Here is a 22,149-nt window from a genome sequence, read left to right on the forward strand (position 1 = left end):
TTATTCTCCCTGAATACCTGCCGGGCAACAGTTTGTTTCTCCTGTTTACCGAAACAACAAAAAAATCCACTTTAAAGAGGTAAAAAACGGTCACATATTTCCGAAATACTCTACAGGTTTCTTCGTTTCTGCCGTCAAAGAACTTCAGCAAAAACAACCGCAGTAGTACCAGGGAGAGGAGGGATTTGCTTACAATGACGTGAACGGTCAAACCGCGACCTGAAATGATGCCAGGAAGCAAGACAAACTTGCACAAGGGGGGAACCCAGTTTGATTAGTAATGAAATGAAAATGAAACTGAGCAAATGGAGACGCTGGGGTATTCTGGCGGTGCTCTCTATGGGCGGCGGCATCATCTACATCCTGCCGTACCTGAGTTGTTACTTCTACATACCCATGAAAGAAGCAATGCACCTGAACAATACACAGCTGGGTCTGATGGGAAGCGCCCTCGGTATCGCCGCCATGATCCTCTATTGGCCAGGGGGCTGGGTAGCCGACCGCTTTTCCCCGAGAAAACTGGTAACGCTTTCTCTTAGCGCTGTCGGACTCCTGGGTCTTTGGATGGCTACGTTTCCGCCGTTTAAAATCTTGATCGTCATCCAACTTTTAATGGGCGTCTTCACAACTCTCACTTTCTGGTCGGCCATGATCAAGGCTACGAGGCAGCTCGGTTCCAGCACGGAGCAGGGAAGGTTCTTCGGCTTCCTCGAGGCCGGCAGAAACCTGATAACCGTAGTCGTAGTCGCAGGCGCGCTCGCCCTCTTCGCCAAAATGGGAAGCAACGCCATCGGGCTCCGTTGGGCAATCATTCTCCTCTCGGTAGGAGTGTTCATCATCGCCCTCCTAAGCTGGTTCAGCATCTCGGACCAGCAGGAGGTCGCGCAGGAAGAGTCTAGCGACGACAAGGAGCAGGTGCCACTCTGGGAGGGAATCACCAGAGTAGTCAAACTCCCGGCGGTGTGGATGGTTATGCTCATCATCCTTTCCGCCTACGTCACCTCCGTCGGGATTACCTACATCACTCCTTACGCCACGGACGTTTACAAGCAGAGTGTTGTTTTCGGAGGCCTCCTCTACACGATCATGGAGTGGACCTCTATTTTCGCATCTCCGGTCGCAGGCTTTATTGCAGACAGGATCACCACATCGAAGGCAACCATTTATAGCTTTATCATCCTGGTTCTTAGCTGGTCCATTTTTGTCTTTGTCAAAGGGGGAGCGTCGCTTTACTACGTACTGCTTGTCAATTCCATTGTCATCGGTTGTACAATCTATGGACTCCGCGGAATTTACTACGCCCTCCTTGAGGAGGGAGCCATACCGCGCATCCTTACCGGAACAGCTACAGGATTAATCTCTTTCATCGCGTACACCCCCGATGTCTTCATCCCCTACGTTGCGGGGCGCCTTCTCGATAAGTACCCGGGAGGGCTGGGGTACAAGTACTTTTTCCTCATCCTTGCGCTCTTTTCAGTTTTCGGCCTTATCCTGACCGTTATTTTCAGAAAAACAGTAAGCGTAAGTGGAACGGAAAAGCCTGTTGCGTAAACACAGTTAAAGGGTAACCGGAAAGACTTGCTATGAAAAGTCAATAGACTAAGGCTAAAAGATCTTTGACAATCACATAAGGATTCCTGGTCACTCTTTACTGCTAGGTGGGGACCATTGGTAATTCGGGTCAGACAGCCGGTTATCTTTCCAAAGGGAGTAAATAAATCAAATGAACCAAACGCGTGGCAACAGCTCTCGTAGCAACGCTTGAGTGTTTTCCCTGGTTGCGCTTTAACTCATAATAAGCTTTCTTTCAGTTCTTTAAAGCGCCGGACTGAATCAGCTGCTAATCACAGGCTGTTTCTCAGACCAGGGGAACCGCGCTTGGACATCCGGTTACAACTTCCCTCGAATTGATCAGATACCCTAATAAACCTCTCGTATGGGCGAGGCTTCACTCTTATCGTCGGGACAGCTAAGCTTCCCAAGGAGGTTGAATGAAGCCCCCTGCCTCTACGAGAATGTTTATCCGAGTTGCCCCAGGATTCCTGTGTGGTTGTCAAAGATCAAATTTATTTGTGTCAAAGATCAAATTTATTTGCTTGGAGCTAACTAATATAACTCTATAGTACAAGGAGGTTAAGTGATATGCCCATCTTTGAAGAATTGGCGAAAAGTGTTGTCAATGGGGATGTGGAAAGAGTCAGGGAATTAACACGGCAGGCTATTACCGCCGGAGAAGACCCGCTTGAAGTGATCAACAATGGCCTCATTGTCGGGATGAACATCGTGGGACCGCGTTTTAAGGCCGGCGAAATGTTTATTCCCGAGGTACTCATGTGTGCCCGGGCGATGCAAGCGGGAATGGAGTTGCTCAAACCGCTCCTCGTGGGGCAGGACGTTCCCGTCATCGGCAAAGTAGTACTGGGTACCGTCAAAGACGACCTCCACGATATCGGGAAGAACCTGGTGGCCATGATGCTTGAAAGCAGCGGTTTTACCGTCATCAACCTCGGAGTCAATATCAGCCCGGAACAGTTTGTGGAGGCCACGAAAGAGAATCAACCGGACATTGTCGGTATGTCCGCTTTGCTGACGACAACAATGGAAATGATGAGGAATACAATCGAAGCCTTGAAAGAAGCCAATCTAAGGGAGCAGGTAAAAGTCATCATAGGCGGTGCCCCGGTGTCACAGGAATTTGCATATGAAATCGGGGCCGACGGGTATGCCCCCGACGCCGCCTCGGCGGTCGAACTCTGCAAGAAACTGCTTGGAAAATAGAAGGTATTATGGTGGAAGTCATGAGGAAGACCGGAACCATCAGACAAGAGGGAACTTCCCAAAGAATAACCGCAGAAATGGAGATCGCTTCCCGGCACTTCGGCCGCACGGATAATGCTTTTTTTATCCACGCCCTGCAGGTACTGCCGGTCAGGTACTCCTCTCGCGCAGTACCCGAAGGCTTGCTGCAGTTATCTAAAGGGTGATTTATAGGAATCAGAGATCACGACTAAGGAGGGAGAAAAGATGCTCATTAAAAAGCCTGACGGTTCGTATGTTTTCGGATTCTGGAGTGAGGGTCAAATCCGTGCCCTACACCTGGCATCACTTGAAATCCTGGAGCGCGTCGGCGTCAGGGTGCAAGATAGTGAAGCCTTGAGGATTTTTGCAGAAGCCGGCGCGTTCGTAGATGGTGACCTTGTAAGGATTCCCGCCGGAATGGTCAGGGATGCGCTCTCCGGTCCTCCGGAAAGGGTTGTTCTCGCCGACCGGAATGGCTCCCGAAAGGTGTACTTAGAACCGGGGAAGATCAGCTTTGGAGCCGGGTGCGGACAGCCTTACTTCATGGATCCCCAGAGCAGGGAAATCAGGCTGGCGGAGGAAAAGGATGCCGAAAAAATGGCAGCAATGGCGCAGTACGCCCCCAACATCGATTTCGTTGCTTGCCTTGCCGGCAGCCGTGGCAGCTTGGCCGATCTGTGCTGCTTCCGGGCGGTGCGCGCCTGTTGTATAAAACCGGTTGTTGTGAGGGCTGCTAGTTCCAATAACATGAGAATTCTGCTGGAAATGGCTGCTGCCTCTGCCGCGGGAGGCCGTGACGGTTTGCGCAGGAACCCGTCCCTTGCTTTCGTCTTAAAGGGAGAACCTCCGCTTATTTATGACGCGGAAACCACCCGGCAGATCTTCCTGGCCGCAGAGAACGGTATCCCGGTGGTCTTCGCGCCAGTGATAATCCCTGGAAAGACGGCACCAGCTAAGATCATCGGTTCGCTGGCTTTGGGGAATGCCGCCGTCCTATCGGGACTCGTGCTGCACCAGCTCAAGCACTGGGGTGCTCCTTTCATCTATGGGATAGAGTTTGCTTTCTGTGAAGGTGAACACAGCTCAGCAGCCGGCCCTGAAGTAGCAATGATGCAAGCCCTTGCAGCACAGATCGCTCAGTTCTACGGATTGCCGGCGTGGGGTAGCTACGGAACGACGGATTCGTTTGCAGTTGACGCCCAAGCCGGGGCAGAGGCAATTTTTTTCACCTTGGTGGCCGCACTGGGAGGAGCAAATCTGGCGTTCGGCGGCGGCGAACTCGGCTCAGGCACCGTAGGGAGCCCGGCAAAAGTTCTCTTCGACGACGAGTGCATCTCCTTCACGAAGCACTTTTTGAAGGGAATTGAATTGAGCGAGGAGACTCTTGCACTCGAGGTAATTGAGAGGGTTGGCCCTGGCGGCAGCTTCCTCGCCGAGGAACATACCTTCAGGTATTTCAAAAAGGAAACATGGTACCCGAGCTTTCTGAATAGAAAACCTCTAAAGACTTGGCTCGAAGAAGGAATAATTAAGACGATCGCCGACTTGGTCTCGGATAGAGCTGCAGAGGTGCTTGAGACCTTTAATGTCGAAAAATTACCCGATTCCGTGCTGGCTGAGATGGACAGGATTATCGATAAAGCCGGTGACGGGACCCTTTATACGGGAGGCAATTGAAATGTTGTTAGAACCCAAGGTCTTTACAGATAAGCAAATTGAGGAACTGCATTCAAAAACGCTCGACTTACTTGAGACCATGGGGGTCACCTTCCACCACCGGGAGTCAAGAGAGCTACTTGCCCGACACGGAGCTGAAGTAGATGGAAGCGTCGTTAAAATCCCGGCCAGACTGGTCGAAGAAGCACTCTCGCTCGCCCCGAGCGAGTTTACGCTTATCGCAAGAAACCGCGACCGGTCTGTCCGAATTGGGAACGGATCTCTAGTCTTCGTCCCCACGGGAGGTGAGGTTTACGTCCACGATATAAAAAATGGCCGCAGACCGGGCACCCTACAAGACCTGATCAATTTTATCAAACTAGAACAGAGCAGCGAACACATCGAAATCTCCGACGCTTCCATCGTGGACCCGGCTGACCTGAGAGGAGACGCGAAGGTTTGTATCTCCATGTTGGAGTGCATCAGGAACAGCGACAAGCCGCTTGAAGGGATGTCGGACGGACGCAGGCAATCCGAGATATGCCTTGAGATGGCCAGGATTGCCACAGAACCGGCTGACGGTGAATTTTTTATCATTGCCATCGTTAACAGCTTTTCGCCTATGGGATGGGACAATAGCATGCTGGAGGCGATCCACACGTACGCGGGTGCTGGGCAGCCAGTTGTAGTTACCGCCTGCTCAATGGCAGGGCTGACATCCCCCGCCAGCCTGGCTGGTACCCTTGTCCAGAACAACGCCGAAATCCTCGCCGGCATCGTGTTGGCCGAGCTGATCAAACCGGGAACTCCAGTGGTATATGGAAACACGTCCTCAATTGCCGATATGAAAACCACAATTCTCTGTACTGGTGCGCCGGAGAATGCGCTGATACTAACAGCTGCTTGTCAACTTGCCCGTTATTACAAACTGCCCTTCCGGGGAGGCGGAGGCCTAACTGACGCCAAGGTAGTCGATGTCCAGGCAGGAATCGAAGCAACAACAAATTTGTTGTTCACCTTTGCCAACAAGGTAGACTACGTTTTACACGGCCTGGGCATGGTGGACTCCTTCCTCACCGTGAGTTATGAAAAGTGGATCGTCGATGATGAGATCTGCGGGAGAATCAAAAGGTTGCTGCGGGGGATCGAGAGCCTGACGGATGATGATATTCAAAGCATCCGGGAAACGGGGTTCGCAGGCAATTTCCTGGAGCATCCCAGCACTATTACCCGATTTAGAACAGAATTTTACACCCCAGTTGTTAGCGATCGCACCAACTGGAGCACCTGGTCTGCCAGCGGGAAATCTGTCCTGGATAGCGCCCACGAGACCTGGAAAAAGCGCCTTGCCGAGTTCGTTGCTCCCGATCTTCCCAAAGCAATAGAAAAGTCCTTACTGGCCTACATTGAAAAAGAGTGCCGCTAGTTTTGGGGAAGAAAGATTCTAAAGATTCTAGTTTTGGGGAGGGAAGATTTTTGATCACTACTAAAAAATTCAACGGTTTTCCATTTTACCGGATATGGTCGGAAGACCAGATTGAACAACTGCACCTGGCGTCGTTGGCGATTCTGGAGCAAACCGGAGTGCTTGTCCAGGAACCTCAGTCTTTAAAGTTGCTGAAAGAGGCTGGAGCATACGTAGACGGGGAAAGGGTGAAGATTCCGCCAACTCTTGTGGAAAGCGCGATCAGAAGCGCTCCGGAGCGTATCAGCCTCTATTCTAAGGACGGCCGGACGGTACTACCGCTGGAAAAGGGTACGGTAGCTTACGGTATGGGGGCGGACCTTCCTTACTTTATCGATCCTTTTTCAGGGGAGATCAGACAGACAGTCCTTGCAGACACAGAGCGGGCCGCCAGATTGGCCGAAAAATTAACAAACATCGATTGGGTGTCATCGCTGGGCCTCGCTTCTGATGTAACCTTGGAGCTATATGAACTCTACCAATTCTTAGCAATCAGAAAATATTCGAATAAGCCCATTTTGACCCATGCCGCAAACCCGGGAACACTGAAGCCTATGATCGACATGGCAGCTGCCCTCGCGGGGGGCCACGAGCAGCTCAGGCAGAAGCCCACTCTTGTGGTCTACACGGAACCGGTTTCTCCACTGGTACACGGCCGAGAATCTCTCGAGAAGCTCTTGCTGTGCGCTGAGTACGGGATTCCCGTTACCTACAGCACGGGCTCGATGTGCGGTGGGACCGCCCCAGCTACACTCGCTGCCGGAATCGCCATGGCCAACGCCGAGTGCCTGACAGGTCTGGTGATTCACCAGTTGAAAAAGCCGGGTGCGCCGTTTATCCACGGGATGATGGTAGGTGTGTTGGACATGCGGACGGGCTTCTCGCCGTACGGGGGGCCCGAAATGACCCTCGCTCACACCATCGGAGGACAGTTAGGGCACTTCTATCGGCTGCCTACTTTTGGCACTGCAGGCTATACTGACGCGCTGGCGGTCGACGCCCAGGCCGGGTTAGATGCTGCATATTCCATCCTGCTAGCCGCATTGAGCGACACAAACTTGGTGCACGACTGCGGATACATGGGAAACGGCTTTCTGGGCAGCCTGGAGCAACTCATCCTGGCCGACGAATTGATCGGTTTTGTAAAAAGGTTCATGGAAGGGAGCAAACCAGACGAAGAGGAATTTTGTATAGAGCTGATCGAACGAATCGGCCCTGGCGGAGATTACCAGTCCGATCAGCTTGCAAAAGAGTTGGAAAGGGATCACTGGTGCCCCCGGTATTTGAACCGCAAGAACTTCCATCGCTGGCAGAGGACGGGTGGCAGTACCCTGGTCGAAATCCTGCATGAAGGAGTCCTCGACCTGCTGAGGAAGGAAGCGGAAATCATTTTGAGCGAAACCGAGATGGAGGAACTTGAGAGAATCATCGCCGAAAATGAAGCCCGTATTAAGAAAGAAAAGAGGGGGGATTAGAAGTGAGCGAGGATCTGATTGCAAGGATTAAAGAAGCAGTGATAAAAGGCGCAAAGGATGTGTCATTACCTCTGGTTGAGGAGGTCATTGCCAACGGGGTTACAGCCGAAAGGATCTTGGAGGATGCTCTGACCCCGGCTATGCTTGAGCTCGGCAAGATGTGGAACAGGGGTGAGATTTTTATCCCCGAAGTGATGGGCGGAGCCCAGGTTTTCAACTAGCGGACTACCTTGTGCCGCACCTCGCCGGCCGGGTGGTTGAGGAAAGCCTGGGGACAATCGTCCTCGGTACGGTGAAGGGCGACCTACATAACATTGGGGAAAAACCTTGTCTCGATCATGATGCGCACCGCCGGCTTCAATGTAATCGACCTGGGAGTGGACGTCCTCAAGGTTTATCGACGAGGCATTGCAGAACAAGCCAGGTAATAGGAATGAGCGCTCTACTTACGACTACAATGATGAAGCAGAAAAAGCTGACACCCTGGTGGGATCTGTTAGGGAACCAGGAAAACACCCTGGCTTCGCGTACCAAGAAGCAGCGAGCTCGACGGGGCGGTCCAGGGAAAGCATATAGCACAATTTTCATGCCCCGGTGGAGGCGCAGGCGCCATGAGTCACTTGGGGGAGGAAAAGCGGTGTACATTGCCAATCTCGGCCAAAATGGTCATGATGCTCACCACATCCAGGCCCGGAACGCCGAGCAAGAACCGGACTTGCAGCTGGGTTTTAGCCTGGGCGCAGAGTTCTCCCTCCAAGGCTTTAAGCTCCTTTTTTAAAGCGGTTTTTGTTTGATATGTCTCTTTGCAGTAGACTTCTTAAAAACCTTTGGAGGTGATGTTTGTGAAAGAACTTTTGGTCGAAATTAAGGAACAGGTAATGGCTGGTGAAGAAGAAGTTACTGTTGCCCTCGTCGCCAAAGCATTGAAGAGCGGAGTTTCACCCCAGGCCATTCTTCAGGAAGCTCTTACAGAAGCAATGACAGAGCTTGGAGAGGGATGGAACAGGGGAGAGGTTTTTATTCCTGAGGTGATGGCTGCCGCCCAGGTCTTTCAGGCGGCTGCTGACTACCTCGAGCCTCACCTAGTAACCGGGGGCTCTGACGTTCAGCACTTGGGAACTGTGGTCATCGGAACAGTCAAAGGCGACATTCACAATCTCGGCAAAAACCTGGTGGCCGTCATGCTCCGCACCGCAGGCTTTAGGGTGTTTGATTTAGGTGTGGATGTCCCTGTGGAAAAATTTATCGATGAGGCCGTTGCCCATCAGGCGGAGATTATTGGGGCGAGCGCCTTGCTTACGACGACGATGATGGAGCAGAAAGAGCTGATTAAGACTTTAGAGAAAAGAGGGCTTAAGGAAAGATTCAAGGTGATGGTGGGAGGAGCGCCTGTGACTGAGAAGTGGGCTCACGAGATTGGAGCAGACGGTTATGGCCGTAGTGCTGCAGAAGCTGTGGAACTCGCCAAAAAGCTTGTTGGACGTTCAGAGTAGAGGAGGGAAAGCGATGGCCAAGTTCACCTTTGAGAAGATGCCCCGTTTGATTTTTCTTACTCCTCAAGAAGTGGAAAGGGTTCATGAAGAGGCATTAAAGGTCTTAGAAAATGTAGGGGTCTACTTCGATTCTGAGGAAGCCTTGAAAATCCTTGAAGAAGCAGGGTGTAAAGTAGACAAGGAAAAGAAGATTGTCAAGTTTCCTCCTTCTCTGGTGGTGGAGTCAATTGAGGCTGCTCCAGAGACCATAGCCATCTTTGACCGTGATGGGGAATTTTACGCTGAACTGGGAAACAACACCAATTATTTTGATCCAGGGTCTGCGGCAATACGGGTGCTTCTAGATGATGGCATCACTGTGCGCGACTCCACCAGTGCAGACATGAAGGCTGTTGTTAAAATCACCGACTTTTTGTCCCAAATCGACTTCCAGACCACTGCCCTGGTTTGCTCTGACATTCCTTACGAAGTTGGGGATCTTTACAGACTCTACCTGGTGATGAAAGAGTCGAAAAAACCGGTTACTGCTGGAGCCTTCAGTGTCCCTGGCGTGCGCTGGATGAGGGAGCTATTAAAGGCAGTGAGGGACTCTTACGACGAGGTGGAGAAAAAGCCTTACGCTATTTTTACTATTTGTCCTTCCCCCCCGCTGAAGTGGACTCACATCAGCGCCCAGAACATCATCGACTGCGCCAGGTTTGGGCTTCCAATTGAATTTATCTCCATGTCGATGCTTGGTGCTGCCTCTCCAGCCACCATTATCGGCTCTGTGGTCCAGGATGTAGCCGAGACCCTTAGCGGCCTCACCCTTGCCCAGGTGGTCAGAAAAGGTATCCCGGTGATCTATGGAGGGGCCCCGGTGGTCTTTGATATGCGGACAGGGACCACTCCGATGTCTGCGGTGGAGGCGGTGATGATTTCCTGTGTTTGTGCCCAGGTAGCTAAGTACTACGGGCTACCTACCCATACCTATGCTGCTCTCTCAGACGCCAAAATTGTCGATGCCCAGGCTGGTTTTGAAACAGCCCTGAGCGGGATTTTGGCTGCCCTCGCTGGGATCAACGTGATCTCGGGGGCCGGGATCCTCGATTTTGTGGGCACCTTTTCTCTGGAGAAGCTAGTCATAGATGCTGAAGTCATTGGGATGATCAAAAGGGTCACCAGGGGCATCCTTGTCAATGAAGAAACCCTGGCAGCAGAACTGTTCCAGCAGGTAGGGCCAGGTGGGGACTTCCTCTCCACAAAGCACACCAGACATTGGTTCAAGAAAGAGCAGTACTTTGTGGGCCCAGTTGTGGATCGCAAAGACAGAGCAGCCTGGGAGCAGGAAGGGAGTAAGGACATTTTTAGGAGAGCGCGCGAGCAGGTTAAGGCGATTCTTCAGAGCCATCCGGGAACCCCACTGTCTCAGGAGAAGGAACATAGCCTCGAAGCTGCCTTGCTAGCGGTGGCCAAAGAAGCAGGGGTGGAAGTCCCTGTTTAGTTTAAATTCTTGATGAAGGGAGCGAATGATGAGCACTGCTGCTGCTCTTTGCTGTAGTGGAGGATTCTAAAGGTACGAGAGATCCACCTTTGCCCTGGCAGGGCCACCGTAGCCGGGCCAGCTACCCGTCGGTACGGGGCCACCACCTGACCCCGATAGGAAAGCCCCAGACAGGCTCCGACTACCCGAATCTCCATCTCGCGGCCGGCCAAAGTCCAGTGCACGCCGTAACGCACACCTTCGTAGGCTATGAATCCGTCCCGCTGGACTTTGCGCCGCGCCACCAGGAAGGGGGCGAGTCTGGCTGGCTCCGGCAGGGCTACAGGTGCTTTTCTTGCCGCAAGATCTAGGGGTGTTTACTGGTGGTGCCGTGGCACCTTAGTAGCGCCACCTCCTGGCACCAGGCCAAGACCTGGCGGTTGAGGTCGTCCAGGTCGGTGAACTTCCGCCGGGACCAAAAAGCCTGCGCTTGACATAGTTTGTTTGCCCGACTCCACCTTGTCCGGCGGTAGGGCCGGCATATCGTTGGCAAGAAGCCCATGACCTTGCGCAAGTTCACGAGCAGGGGATGCCATATCGGACGGCTAGCTGCACCGGTGTGAAGGTTTTCACTTCCGCCCGGGGTACGAACTCCACGTACATGTCCCGGGAGCAGCACAGTGTTATCACGAAACCCGGAGTTCGACAGTTGCAAGGCAATTGAACTGCGTTTTGATTGGAGCAGTGCTTGATTTTCAAGGCTTGGCGGGGTTTACAGGTGGATGGTATCAAGAAGTTACATAGGCCACGATTTACAGCTTTTTGTTGCCAGTTCGCTAGTATACGATCTCAAGGCCAGGTGCTCCAAGGCAAGGTGCTTTACAACTTCGGCCGCGAGGAGGAGGTCGACCGGGAGGCTTTAAAGCGGCTGGTAGCAAGCATCAACTGTTTCCTTGGCCCGAAAGAGGTACTAAGAAAGCAGGCATGAGAAACACAAGGCGCGTTGAAGTTTTTGGGAGCCGTCCCCTGGGCGGTGCCTGGGTGTTAGACCAGCTCTGGCGGGAGCTGGGCATAAAGGAAGCGATCCTTGGCCTTGCTAAAAAGCGCAAGTTCCAGACTCCGGTAGAGAGAGCCATCTTTGCCATGGTGGCCAATAGAGCCCTGGCGCCATCCTCCAAGCTTAAGGTCGAGGACTGGGTAAAGGAAGACGTGGTGATCCCGGAGCTGGAGGAAGTGGGCGTGCACCAGCTTTACCGGGTCATGGATTTTCTCCTTGAGGCAGAGAAAGACCACCAGTGGCAGGTGTACGGTTCGGTAGCTCACCTCCCTGAACCTCGAAGTGGACCTTTTATACTTTGACACCACCTCGGTCTCCTTCGAGGTAGAGGAAGAGGACGGGGAAGGGGGTTTACCGAAGAAAGGTTATTCTAGTAGACCGCATCATAAAACAATATTGTTATAATACCATACATAACCACCTTTTTCCTGGCGTCAAGAAAAAAGCAAGGAGACACAGATAAAAAAGATCGAAGTCCTTCCCGGTAACGGCGAAAAAGACAAAGACAACTCCCTGGGGCAAAATCCCATCTTCGCCCCGGTGGACGCGGTGTACTCCAAAATTGCTCAAGATTTTTACTTTATAAGGGATCACCCGCATATGTCCATTTAAAGGGTTTTGCTTCTGAATTATACTTTTCAATAAACTGTATTATTTTTTGAACCAGTTCTTCTTTGGAAGCAAAGATACCGCGTTTAATTACTTTGCGCGTTAAAATGCTGAACCAGAGTTCTATTGATTCAGCCAGGAGGCTCTGGGGGGGTGAAAACAAAGTGTCCGGTTCTGTTGTAAAGACAACCACTCCTTAACTTTACGGTGCTTGTGCACACTTAAATTGTCCTTCGTGAACCAAAAGCGCCGCTAAAAGGCTTTGGGTTCCGTTGCGCTTGTGATGAGCGTCCATCTTTTCCGGCTGTCCCGGGCGAAGGGGCCTTGGGCGGCTCGGGCCGCCCTAATACTCTTCCGGTCTTTTCATCAACGCTGATCACCAGGGCGTTTCCCGGTGGGCTAAAGAATTAAGCCGACGATCTGCATTTGTTTTGCCTCGAATTCCGGGTCCCGGCTCTCCAGCCAGCTTTCCACTGGTGCGGTCTTTTTTAAATCAAGCGAAGCCAAAACGCGCTGGAGAGAAGCACTGGAAATTTCTGGACCTGCCGCAGGCGGTAATAGAGCTTGCGGTGACCAGGGAAGGCATCCCGGTAAAGTGCTGGGTGTGGCCGGGGAACACTTGTGACATGTCCGTGGTTGAGGAAGTAAAGAAGGACCTTGTAGGCTGGAAACTGGGCCGGGTGATCACCGTAGTGGACAGGGGTTTTACCTCTGAGGAGAATCTCCAGTACCTGCAGAGGGCAGTGGCCAAAACAATAGCCGGGGAGAAGCTAAGGAGCGGCAAGGAAAGTTGCCAAAAAAAGCCCTGGCCCGCGCCGGCCGGTTCAAAAAGGTGCGGAACAACCTTGAAGTATAAAGGAGATCGTCGTCGGTGAAGGAGAGAAGAGGGAGCGTTACGTCCTGGTACGAAACCCCATAGAAGCCGAAAAGGACAAGGCCAGGCGCAAAGCCCTTCTCGAAGACCTCAAGGAAGAGATCAAAAAAGCAAGCGGCAAGCCTATCTACCCCCATGCCAGGAAACTGTGCGAGCTTCTGAGTCATCCCAGCTACGGCCGCTACCTCAAGCTCGACTCCAAAGGGAAGCTCAAGATCAACTGGGAAAAAGTAAAGGAAGAAGAAAAGCTGGACGGCAAATACCTTTTGCGCACTTCGGATGACACCTTTACCCCGGAAGACGTGGCCCTGGGCTGGTCATCGCGGCAATCTTCCGGGATGCTGTAGCCATGTGCCGTCAACTCGAAGACGTTCTTATTTACCACCCCTTTAGCAAGCTTTGTAGCACCTCCGGACTCGGGTTTATCCGGGGGGCTAGTTCCGCCGGGGGTGGATCAATTTCATTACGACCATCTTGGATCAGTTTATCATCGGCCGCGACATTTGGCTTCAGAAATTTATCTTGAAGATGGAAAATTGGAAATAAGGAGGTAAAGGAAAACGAATTTTGAAAAGGCTCCTTCTCGAAAGGTGATTGTGGTGACATGTCCGGGAGGTTCTAATGTATCTCTGCTTGCCTACAGTGCAGCAAAGGCACTGGAGAAAGAAGGTTGTGTCAGGTTTCTTCGCTTACCTTCTGGGGAGAAGTTTCGCTTGCAAAGGGTGAGTAGCCTCAAAGAAGCAGCCCAGGAAAGTCCTTTCTGGGTGCTTGTGGATGGTTGTTCCGAAGGGTGTGGTCGTGCTCTTTTTGAAGAAGCAGGGATCAGCCCCCAGGTTTCGGTTATAATTACTGATCTGGGAATCCCGAGAACAAACAAAACTGATTTTAATCGGGAAGAATTAGAAAAAGTGGTAGCAAAATTAAAAGCTCTTCTCGGCGACAGCGAGGAGTTCCAACCTCACCCTTGACAAAACTGAGGGTGGATAAAACTGTAGAAACAAAAGAAAAACATGAGAAACACGAAGGAGGTCAAGCCCAGTGATTATTATTGGAGAGAAGATCAACGGCACTTTGACTAAGGTGCGGGAAGCGATTGCCGAACGAGATCGAGATTTTATTGCTGATTTAGCGCAGCGGCAGGCAGAAGCTGGGGCGGACTATCTTGATGTGAACGCTGGCACATCACCTGAGCGTGAGCCTGAGGACTTGAAGTGGCTGGTAGAAGTTGTTCAGGAAACTGTGGATACACCTCTCTGCCTCGACAGCCCCCGCCCCGAGACCTTGGCCGAGGTCCTCCCGCTTGTGAAGAGGCCAGGTCTTCTGAACTCGGTCACCGCCGAACCGGGCAAGCCGGAAAAGGTCTTTCCACTTGCTGCTGCTTCCGGTTTTGGAGTGGTAGCTCTTACCCTTGACGAAGGGGGGATTCCAAAAGACGCCAAGACGCGGGTAGAGATTGCGGAGCGGCTGATTTCAGAAGGGGCCAAGTATGGTGTAAAGGAAGAGAATATCTACGTCGATCCCCTTGTTGTTGCCCTTGCTACAGAGCACAAGGCAACGCAGGTGTTTCTCGAGGCTACCGGTGAGATCAAGAAGCGCTTCCCTGGCGTCTACATCATCTCCGGGCTCAGTAACGTTTCTTTCGGGCTGCCATACAGGCGCACCATCAACAGAACCTTCCTTGTGCTGGCGCGGGCAGCAGGAATGGACGCTGCTATCATCGACCCTCTCGATGAAGAGCTGATGGCGACCGTTTGGGCAACAGAGCTTGTCTTAGGCGAGGATCCTTACTGCCGCAATTACCTTCGGTACTACCGGAAGCGAGAGTCGAAAGCCGCGGGTAAGTCATGACTGGCCGAGCAGAGCTTCCGCTGGGGGTGTGAGAAATGAAGAAGTTTCGGGTCACCTTCAAACCCGGAGGAAAAGAAGCAGTTGTCAAGGAAGGGAAGACGCTCCGGGAAGCCTTCGCCCTGGCGGGAGTCCCGCTGGAGTTCTCCTGCGGCGGGAAGGGGAGGTGCGGGAAGTGCCGCGTGCGCCTGGAGGCAAAAGGTGCTCCCCTCCCACCTCCCGCCCCGGCGGAAAAAGAGCACCTCGAGGAAGAAGAGCTTGCTGGTGGTATACGCCTTGCCTGCATGGTAGAAGTCCGGTCCGATCTTGCCGTTTTTCTTCCGGAGGTGAGGCAGGAAACCCAGATCTTGATGGAGGCCGCGTCCCGGGTAGTGGCCCTTGCTCCCCCTGTTTCCAAGACGTTTCTTGAAGTTCCCCCTCCCTCCCTGGCCGACCAGCGTCCCGATTGGGAACGCCTCCGCGACGCCCTCGGGGCCGCCCCTCCCCCTCCCCTTGACGTCTTGCGAGAACTGCCTGTCCTCCTCCGTTCCTCCGGGTACCGCCTCACTGCAGTCACCTCCGGCGCCGAGGTCCTCGGGCTGGAAGCAGGCGATACCACCGGAAAGCTCTTGGGAGCCGCCTTCGACATCGGAACAACGACGATCGTCTGCTACCTCCTCGATCTCCGGAGCGGGGAAGAACTGGGTGTTGCATCCATGCTTAACCCCCAGGCCGCCTACGGGGCAGACGTCATCTCCCGCATCGCCTACACCTCGGAGGAGCCGGAAGGACTAGAAAAGCTCCACCAGTGCCTCATCGCTGGGCTTAACGAACTCCTTGCAGAGGCAAGCATCCGGGCAGGAGCAAGCCCTCAAGACGTGTACGTTCTGAGTGTGGTGGGAAACACCTGCATGCACCACCTCTTCTTGAAGATCCCTCCCGGGCAACTGGCCCGTTCTCCTTACGTGCCCGTGGTAAAAGAGCCCCTTGTCCTCCGGGCTGCAGAACTCGGTCTTAGGGCAAACCCCAGGGCGCGCCTTTATGTTCTCCCAATCATCGCCGGCTTCGTGGGGGCCGACACTGTAGGCGTGATCCTCGCCACCCAGATGGACCTCGGCGGTGGTGTCAAGCTTGCGGTAGACATCGGGACGAACGGGGAGATTGTGCTTGGGACCGGGGAAGGCCTTATAGCCTGCTCGGCCGCGGCAGGCCCTGCCTTCGAGGGGGCCCAGATCAGCTGCGGGATGCGGGGCGCTGCTGGTGCCATTGACCACGTCTGGTTCGGGGAGGACTTGGAGTACTCGGTCATCGGGGGAGGAAAGCCCCGCGGCATCTGCGGTTCGGGACTCCTCGACCTCGCGGCTGGCCTTCTTACCCTAGGCATCATCGACAAGAGCGGGAGGATGCTTCCTCCCTTCGAAGTAGAATCACCCATCGCCCGAAGGTACCGAAATCGCATTGTAGAGCATAACGGCACGAACGCCTTCCTCCTCGCGGACGAAGCCTCCACCTCCCACGGCCGGCCCCTCCTCCTTACCCAACGCGACGTGCGCCAGCTCCAGCTTGCCAAAGCAGCCATCGCCGCCGGGATCCAGGTACTCCTCGAGGAGCGCCGCCTCAAGCCAGAGGACGTGGATGAGGTACTCCTTGCTGGAGCCTTTGGTAACTACTTCGATCCCAGGAGTGCCTGCGCTATTGGCCTCCTTCCCCCGCAGCTTTTGGAGAAGGTGCGCCAGATAGGCAACGCCGCGGGGGCAGGAGCCAAGATCGCCCTCCTCTCGCGGCACGAGTGCCGACGCGCGGGAGCAATCGCGCGCGCCGTTGAGTATGTAGAGCTTTCCGCCTATCCTGGGTTCAACAACATTTTTACTGCTTCTCTGGAGTTCCCAGAACTTCGAAGTTCCACGGCTAGGGGGGTTAAAATTAATGAAATTTAGTGAAATTTGCTCTTTTTCGCTAACTTGGCAAGGCTATAAGCGCCAAGAATGCTTCCCGGGTGAAGGAAGCACCTTGAAGTTGTTTTAGGGGTCGGAATTCCCCCCGGAAGAAATCGTTAAGGAAGGTCTCATTCCTGGGATGGAAACAGTGAGCTCCAAGTTCCAAAGTTACGAGCTTTACATGGTTGATGTTATTGCTGCTGCCAACGCTATGCAGATAGGAATTCAGACACTCAAAGAGAAATGCCAAAGGAAAGGAGCGCAAAAAACCGACCGGCTGGACGCGGAAACCCTGGTTCGCCTTTTGGGTGCTTCACACCAAAGGTCTGGGTGCCAACTCCCGAGCAGCGCCAGCTGCGAGTATTGCTCCAGTACCGCACCCGCCTGATGCAGCTCAAGACCCGCTTGAAGAACATCGTTCATGCGGTGCTAGCACGCAACGGCTACCAGAGTCCAGCAAGCGACCTCTTCGGTCGAAAGGGCCGGAGTTCCTTGAGACCTTGACCTTGCCTCAAGGGGAAACGAAACATTTTTCCAGTCGGCCCTCGGGCTCATCGACGCCCTGGACAAGGAACTCAGGGGCCTGGAGGGGGAACTCTGCGCCAGGGCCAGGACCATACCAGAGGCCCGGCTCTTGCTCGGCGTCCCGGGCCTGGATGTGGTGAGCATCATGACCATCTTAGCCGAAATTGGGGATGTGCGGAGCTTCTCTTCCCCGAAGAAGCTGGCTCAATCGACTGGCCTGGTGCCGCAACCTCTTTAGGCAGGGCACTGCCCGCAAGAAAACTAAGCCTGTGGTGGCGGAAACTACCCTCTTTAAAGTCCTTAGTATTCAGGCACGTTGCGGATCTCTTAGGTAAGGCGGGCTGAAAAAGTGAGGATGACTCAGGATTGTGCGGCCTCGCGTCGGATCAACAAAGATAAGATTATAAAAAAGGATCAGTCGATATGTCGAATAACCTGAATGATACCAATCACTGAAGAACAGGAGGGAAAAAATGGAGCAGAAGAACACCGCCCTGGTCATCTGCGAATCCTTGGCCCAGGAGATCAAAAAGATCGTACCTACCAATCTTGAAATCAGGGAAATTGAGTTAGGCTTGCACGATTATCCCAAGAAGCTCAACGAAAAACTGAGTAATGTGTTATCCGAACTGGAAGAGGAAAAGAAGTGGGACGTGATCCTGCTTGGGTTTGGCCTCTGCTCAGAAGGAACGGTTGGTTTGAAAACGAAGCGGGCTAAACTCGTTTTGCCGAGAACCGATGACTGCATTGCCATCTTTCTGGGGTCCAGGGAAGCGTACCTGGAGCAATTTAGAAAACAACCTGGAACCTATTATTTTACAAAGGGATTCTTAAAGGATGGCACTGGACCCCTGGCGATGTATCTGGGAGAGCACGAATGGACTAGGAAATACAGCAAGGAAAAGGCCCGGTGGCTTGCCAAAGAGATGATGAAGAATTACACGCGGGCGGCCCTTATCGATACAGGCGTTTACGACATTACCCCTTACATAGCCAAGGTCAAAAAAACAGCAGAGGTTTTTGGTCTTAAGTTCGAGATTATCCCTGGATCCCTGGCTATCCTGGAAGCTCTTGTGAAGAGCCCGTGGGACGACCGGTTTGTTGTAGTCGAGCCCGGTCAGGAAATTACCAGGAAGATGTTTTACAAGGAAGGAAACTAGTACCGCTACACAAAGTTCTCGCACACTTTTTCAGAAAGGATTGGTTCAAATAGCAGGGTTAAAAAAACAGCCATTTTTTATCTGTTAAATATCGTAAAACCTTCCAAACCGAATTAGTTTTTCTCTCTCTAAATCGAACATGGAAAATGTTAATTTTGATGCACGAATTTATGTGTTAGAGCGCCAAGTATGGAAATTTTTTCCCACTCGGAGTTGACAGCTACCAGGGGAAAAGTGGCCTTGACTTTGAAGGGAAAAACTAATAAAATTTTATACGGATGAGGAGTCAGGGTGTAGCTCAGCTTGGTAGAGCGCTAGCTTGGGGTGCTAGAGGCCGCGGGTTCAAATCCCGCCACTCTGACCATTGAAATCGGCGGGGATGATTCCCCGTTTTTTTGTTCAAGTTTATTTCTTTATTCTTTCGGAGATGGCCATGGTTTACAGGGTTCTTCATGTAGTGCGCCCGGCCCGGGGGGGAATGAAAAAACACCTGGAGATCCTTTTTCGGGGTCTCAATTGCGAGAAGTACCATCTCTACCTGGCTGCTCCCCCCGGCAACGAAATCATCACTTCACTGGAACCCTTCGCCCGAAAAATTTTTCCGGTTCCAATTGCCGAGGGATGGGATCCCTTCAGGGATTGGCAGATCGTGAGAACTCTTTGCTCCCTCATCAAAAGCGAAAGAATCGATCTTGTTCACACCCACGGATTGCGGGCCGGGGTTTTGGGGCGGCTGGCTGCACTTTTTGCCGGGCACCGTGCTGTTGTTGCCACATTTCACAATCTGCTCGATGCCAAAACCTCTTTTTTTGTTTTTTTCCGGTTTCTTCAGGCTTTTCTCAACAGGTTTGCGACAAGCCACATCATAACCGTATCAAAAGCTTTGCAGGAAGAGGTCCAAAAGTATACCTGGACGCCGCCTGAAAAAATCACGGTCATTTATAATGGAATAGATCAACAGGTCTTCAGCAACCAGGGAACACTGCCGCACCTGACGCCCCTTTCGTTTGGGCTGCCGCGTAATTTACCGGTTGTTGGTGCAGTGGCGCGTCTTGAACCGAGAAAAGGGATTAAGTACCTGATCGAAGCAGTTCCTTTAGTTGACAAGTACTACGGGCCCGCTTATTTTTTTATTGTAGGGGATGGACCGGAGCGCGAGAGCCTGGAAGAGCTTGCCAAAAAAATGAACCTGACGGAGAGGGTTGTCTTTACGGGATTTCGCTCCGACATTCCACGCCTTTTGTCACTTTTTGACCTAGCTGTCATCCCTTCAGTTCAGGAGGGGCTTTCGATCTTCTGTCTCGAGGCTCTGGCGAGCGGCCTGGCGGTAGTTGCCACTTCTGTAGGGGGCCTCCGGGAGATTATCCGGGATGGAGAGACGGGAGTGCTGGTGCCTCCGGCCGACCCCGCGGCCCTGGCGCAGGCGGTTGGGGAACTGCTTAAAAACCGGGAATTTGCCGCCCTCCTGGCCCGTCAGGGGAGGGAGCTGGTGGCGCGGAATTTTTCTCACACCCAAATGATTAAGAAGACGGAGCAGATTTATGAAAAGGTTTTGATGGAAAGGATTCTCAAATAATAAGGGGATTTGGATAGAGTTGGAAGCAAAAAGAGGGAAGGCTCTTCAGAAGGTTCTATTAATTTTTTTAACCATCGGCTTTTTTTATTTTCTCAAACAGGACACCATCTGGGCCCAAAGCCGGCATCACCCCCGCCAGGTAGTCCTCCTGGTTTGCAATTATTTAGAACTGGGCGATCTGAATTCCTCCGACCTTCCCGCCTTCCGGGCCTTTTTCAGAAAGGGGGCCGGGGCCCTTCTCAACACCAATACCGCTGCTGCCCGTACATCTCCCCATGTTGCGGCTACAGTAAGCGCCGGCAGTGTTGCATTTGGCACTGCCGAGGAAACCCTTGTTTTTGGTGGCAGCGAAACCTACCAGGGCCAGGACCCCGTGTCTCTTTTTCAGGCGCGCACGGGATTTACTCCGCGCCCGGAGAATCTTGTTGTTGTTGATTTGCCTTTGATTGTCCGGGCGAATGAAGCTGGTCAGGCCGATGCAGTTCCGGGAGCACTGGGGGATGCCTTGCACCGGGCGGGAATGCGCACCGGTGCCTTGGGAAATGCTGATTTACCCGGCGTTCCGCAGCGGTCCATGGCCGTAATCGCGATGGACCGGCGGGGAATCGTTGATGCCGGAAATGTTTCCACCGGCCTGCTGCGGCCTCATCAGGAGGGATTGCTTGGATATCGCACGGACTACCAGGCATTGAAGAAAGATTTTCTTGCCCTGCGGCAGGAGGTCAATTTCCTTGTCGTCGATTTGGGCGATCTTGTCCGTTTGGAGCAAACTAAAGAATATCTGACCGATGAGGTTTATCTTCGAGAAAGAAGACTTATCCTGAGGGAATTCGACCAGTTCCTGGGGTGGTTATTGCAGAACACCGATCTCCGGCACAGTCAGGTCATTGTTGCCTCTTTGGTCCCGTCCCCGGATGCTTTGAACGAAAAGAGGCTTTTTACTTTTATCGGGGTGCAGGGGGAGAAGATGAGTCCTGGTTTGCTGGTTTCCCCCACGACGCGCAGGCCAGGAATTGTTGCTTTATACGATATCGCACCGAGCATTCTTAAATATTTGGGAGCCCCCGAATTTAAAAACATGGAGGGGCGGCCCTGGACGGTTGCACCAGCAGCCGGTAATCTCGAGATCCTTGCGGATGTTGAAGCCAGGACATTTTTTATCTCGCTTCTTCGCCCGACCTTGGTTAAAGGGTATGTTCTCCTTTACCTTGTCATTCTGGCCGGAATCCTTTTCTGCCTGCTGGTCAACTCCCGGAAAAGTAAATATTTTTCCCCTTTTCTTCTGGGCCTCATTGCAGTCCCTTCTGTCTGGCTGCTGATAGGTTCTTTTTCGCCCCTTAACATCTGGCTGTACCTGCTCATATTTTTCAGTATGGTTGCCGTTCTGGTCGCGGGCAGCATCCGGCTGGCGCGCAACAAAGTCTTAGATTCCCTTTTGTTTCTTTGTCTGGCCACTGTAGGACTGCTTCTTGGTGATACTCTCGCCGGAAATTTCTTTCAGAAAAATTCGGTGCTGGGCTACGACCCGATGGCGGGAGCGCGCTTTTACGGAATCGGCAACGAGTATATGGGCGTTCTTTTGGGTGCCGCGCTAATGGGGGCCTCACTTTTTATCGAACGCCTGGGCAGATGTTCCCGGGGTCTCCTTCTTTTGGTAGGGGGCCTCCTCCTTTTTACCGTGGGTATCACCGGAGCACCGCAGTGGGGAAGCAACTTTGGGGGGATGCTGGCTTTGTTGGTTGCCTTCAGCTATACCTTTTTCAGATTTTTGGGAATTCGCATCCGCAAGCGTGAAGTTTTGGTTATCGGAATCGCCTCGCTCCTGGCCAGTTTGGGATTGTTTGCTATGGATTATTTGCGCCCTCCGGAACTGCGCTCCCATTTTGGTCAGCTGGTTTCGGCCATCCAGACCGCAGGAGCAAGTGCTTTTCTGGAGGTTGTTGCCAGAAAATTGACGATGAACTACCGGTTGATCAAATACACCATCTGGACGCGGGTTCTGATTGGAACCCTCCTTGCGCTGGGGGTTCTCTTTTACCGCCCCATAGGAATCTTCCGCCGGGTTTTAACAAAGCACCCTGCTCTTGCTGCAGGGCTCGAGGGAAGCCTGCTGGGTGCATTTGCAGCTTTGATCTTTAATGACTCGGGCATTGTTGCAGCTGCGACTGCCATTATTTTCCCTGCAGCTACTCTTTTCTTTTTGATTTTGCAGGAGCAGGAAACCTTTTTCTAATACA

The 22,149-nt window shown here is 52.8% G+C and carries 22 protein-coding genes and 1 tRNA gene; 22 read left to right on the forward strand and 1 reads right to left on the reverse strand.

Going from position 1 to position 22,149, the window contains the following annotated elements; translation table 11 throughout:
* Positions 1-270 precede the first annotated feature (270 nt).
* From HPY58_03115 to HPY58_03145, 7 genes are all read left to right on the forward strand, one after another.
* Positions 271-1,551, forward strand: a complete 1,281-nt coding sequence (locus HPY58_03115) for an MFS transporter (protein ID NPV28646.1) — start codon at positions 271-273, stop codon at positions 1,549-1,551.
* Positions 1,552-2,142: 591 nt separating this feature from the next.
* Complete coding sequence (locus HPY58_03120) at positions 2,143-2,778, forward strand: corrinoid protein (GenBank protein ID NPV28647.1); 636 nt, start codon at positions 2,143-2,145, stop codon at positions 2,776-2,778.
* An 8-nt stretch (positions 2,779-2,786) separates the two neighbouring features.
* On the forward strand, positions 2,787-2,984 hold the full coding sequence (locus tag HPY58_03125) for a hypothetical protein (protein NPV28648.1): 198 nt from the start codon (positions 2,787-2,789) through the stop codon (positions 2,982-2,984).
* 40 nt (positions 2,985-3,024) lie between these two features.
* Positions 3,025-4,476, forward strand: coding sequence for a hypothetical protein (locus HPY58_03130; GenBank protein ID NPV28649.1), 1,452 nt, complete (start codon positions 3,025-3,027; stop codon positions 4,474-4,476).
* 1 nt (position 4,477) lies between these two features.
* Positions 4,478-5,881: a trimethylamine--corrinoid methyltransferase gene (locus HPY58_03135; GenBank protein ID NPV28650.1), complete on the forward strand. Its 1,404-nt coding sequence runs from the start codon at positions 4,478-4,480 to the stop codon at positions 5,879-5,881.
* A 50-nt stretch (positions 5,882-5,931) separates the two neighbouring features.
* The gene (locus tag HPY58_03140; protein NPV28651.1) at positions 5,932-7,395 is read left to right on the forward strand and encodes a hypothetical protein; all 1,464 of its coding nucleotides are present in this window, start codon (positions 5,932-5,934) and stop codon (positions 7,393-7,395) included.
* A gap of 2 nt (positions 7,396-7,397) precedes the next feature.
* Positions 7,398-7,616, forward strand: coding sequence for a hypothetical protein (locus HPY58_03145; protein NPV28652.1), 219 nt, complete (start codon positions 7,398-7,400; stop codon positions 7,614-7,616).
* A 395-nt stretch (positions 7,617-8,011) separates the two neighbouring features.
* Here HPY58_03145 and HPY58_03150 read toward each other — a convergent pair whose 3' ends face one another.
* Complete coding sequence (locus HPY58_03150; GenBank protein NPV28653.1) at positions 8,012-8,152, reverse strand: hypothetical protein; 141 nt, start codon at positions 8,150-8,152, stop codon at positions 8,012-8,014.
* A gap of 85 nt (positions 8,153-8,237) precedes the next feature.
* Here HPY58_03150 and HPY58_03155 point away from each other — a divergent pair, with 85 nt between their 5' ends.
* The 15 genes from HPY58_03155 (at position 8,238) to HPY58_03225 (ending at position 22,145) form a co-directional block, all read left to right on the forward strand.
* Positions 8,238-8,888 (forward strand): corrinoid protein, encoded by a 651-nt coding sequence (locus HPY58_03155; GenBank protein NPV28654.1) that lies wholly within the window; start codon positions 8,238-8,240, stop codon positions 8,886-8,888.
* 13 nt (positions 8,889-8,901) lie between these two features.
* A complete protein-coding gene (locus HPY58_03160) occupies positions 8,902-10,371 on the forward strand; it encodes a hypothetical protein (protein ID NPV28655.1) in 1,470 nt (489 codons plus the stop codon).
* Positions 10,372-10,427: 56 nt separating this feature from the next.
* Positions 10,428-10,721: a hypothetical protein gene (locus HPY58_03165; GenBank protein ID NPV28656.1), complete on the forward strand. Its 294-nt coding sequence runs from the start codon at positions 10,428-10,430 to the stop codon at positions 10,719-10,721.
* Positions 10,722-11,334: 613 nt separating this feature from the next.
* Entirely contained in the window at positions 11,335-11,709 is a 375-nt protein-coding gene (locus HPY58_03170) for a hypothetical protein (GenBank protein ID NPV28657.1), read from the forward strand.
* Positions 11,710-12,492: 783 nt separating this feature from the next.
* The gene (locus HPY58_03175; protein NPV28658.1) at positions 12,493-12,891 is read left to right on the forward strand and encodes a hypothetical protein; all 399 of its coding nucleotides are present in this window, start codon (positions 12,493-12,495) and stop codon (positions 12,889-12,891) included.
* A 589-nt stretch (positions 12,892-13,480) separates the two neighbouring features.
* Positions 13,481-13,858, forward strand: coding sequence for a hypothetical protein (locus tag HPY58_03180; GenBank protein ID NPV28659.1), 378 nt, complete (start codon positions 13,481-13,483; stop codon positions 13,856-13,858).
* A gap of 70 nt (positions 13,859-13,928) precedes the next feature.
* Positions 13,929-14,738 (forward strand): methyltetrahydrofolate cobalamin methyltransferase, encoded by an 810-nt coding sequence (locus HPY58_03185; GenBank protein NPV28660.1) that lies wholly within the window; start codon positions 13,929-13,931, stop codon positions 14,736-14,738.
* Between the two features lie 35 nt (positions 14,739-14,773).
* A complete protein-coding gene (locus HPY58_03190; protein NPV28661.1) occupies positions 14,774-16,651 on the forward strand; it encodes a DUF4445 domain-containing protein in 1,878 nt (625 codons plus the stop codon).
* Between the two features lie 139 nt (positions 16,652-16,790).
* Positions 16,791-17,039 (forward strand): hypothetical protein, encoded by a 249-nt coding sequence (locus HPY58_03195; GenBank protein NPV28662.1) that lies wholly within the window; start codon positions 16,791-16,793, stop codon positions 17,037-17,039.
* Complete coding sequence (locus HPY58_03200; protein NPV28663.1) at positions 16,982-17,155, forward strand: hypothetical protein; 174 nt, start codon at positions 16,982-16,984, stop codon at positions 17,153-17,155. Before HPY58_03195 ends, HPY58_03200 begins: the two co-directional genes overlap by 58 nt.
* Positions 17,156-17,285: 130 nt before the next feature.
* The gene (locus HPY58_03205; protein NPV28664.1) at positions 17,286-17,414 is read left to right on the forward strand and encodes a transposase; all 129 of its coding nucleotides are present in this window, start codon (positions 17,286-17,288) and stop codon (positions 17,412-17,414) included.
* 235 nt (positions 17,415-17,649) lie between these two features.
* The gene (locus HPY58_03210) at positions 17,650-18,336 is read left to right on the forward strand and encodes a DUF1638 domain-containing protein (GenBank protein ID NPV28665.1); all 687 of its coding nucleotides are present in this window, start codon (positions 17,650-17,652) and stop codon (positions 18,334-18,336) included.
* Positions 18,337-18,623: 287 nt separating this feature from the next.
* A tRNA-Pro gene (locus tag HPY58_03215) sits at positions 18,624-18,700 on the forward strand.
* Positions 18,701-19,912 (forward strand): glycosyltransferase family 4 protein, encoded by a 1,212-nt coding sequence (locus tag HPY58_03220; GenBank protein NPV28666.1) that lies wholly within the window; start codon positions 18,701-18,703, stop codon positions 19,910-19,912.
* Between the two features lie 19 nt (positions 19,913-19,931).
* A complete protein-coding gene (locus tag HPY58_03225) occupies positions 19,932-22,145 on the forward strand; it encodes a hypothetical protein (GenBank protein NPV28667.1) in 2,214 nt (737 codons plus the stop codon).
* Positions 22,146-22,149: the final 4 nt, after the last annotated feature.

The organism is Bacillota bacterium (assembly GCA_013177945.1).
Lineage (GTDB): Bacteria > Bacillota > DSM-12270 > Thermacetogeniales > Thermacetogeniaceae > Ch130.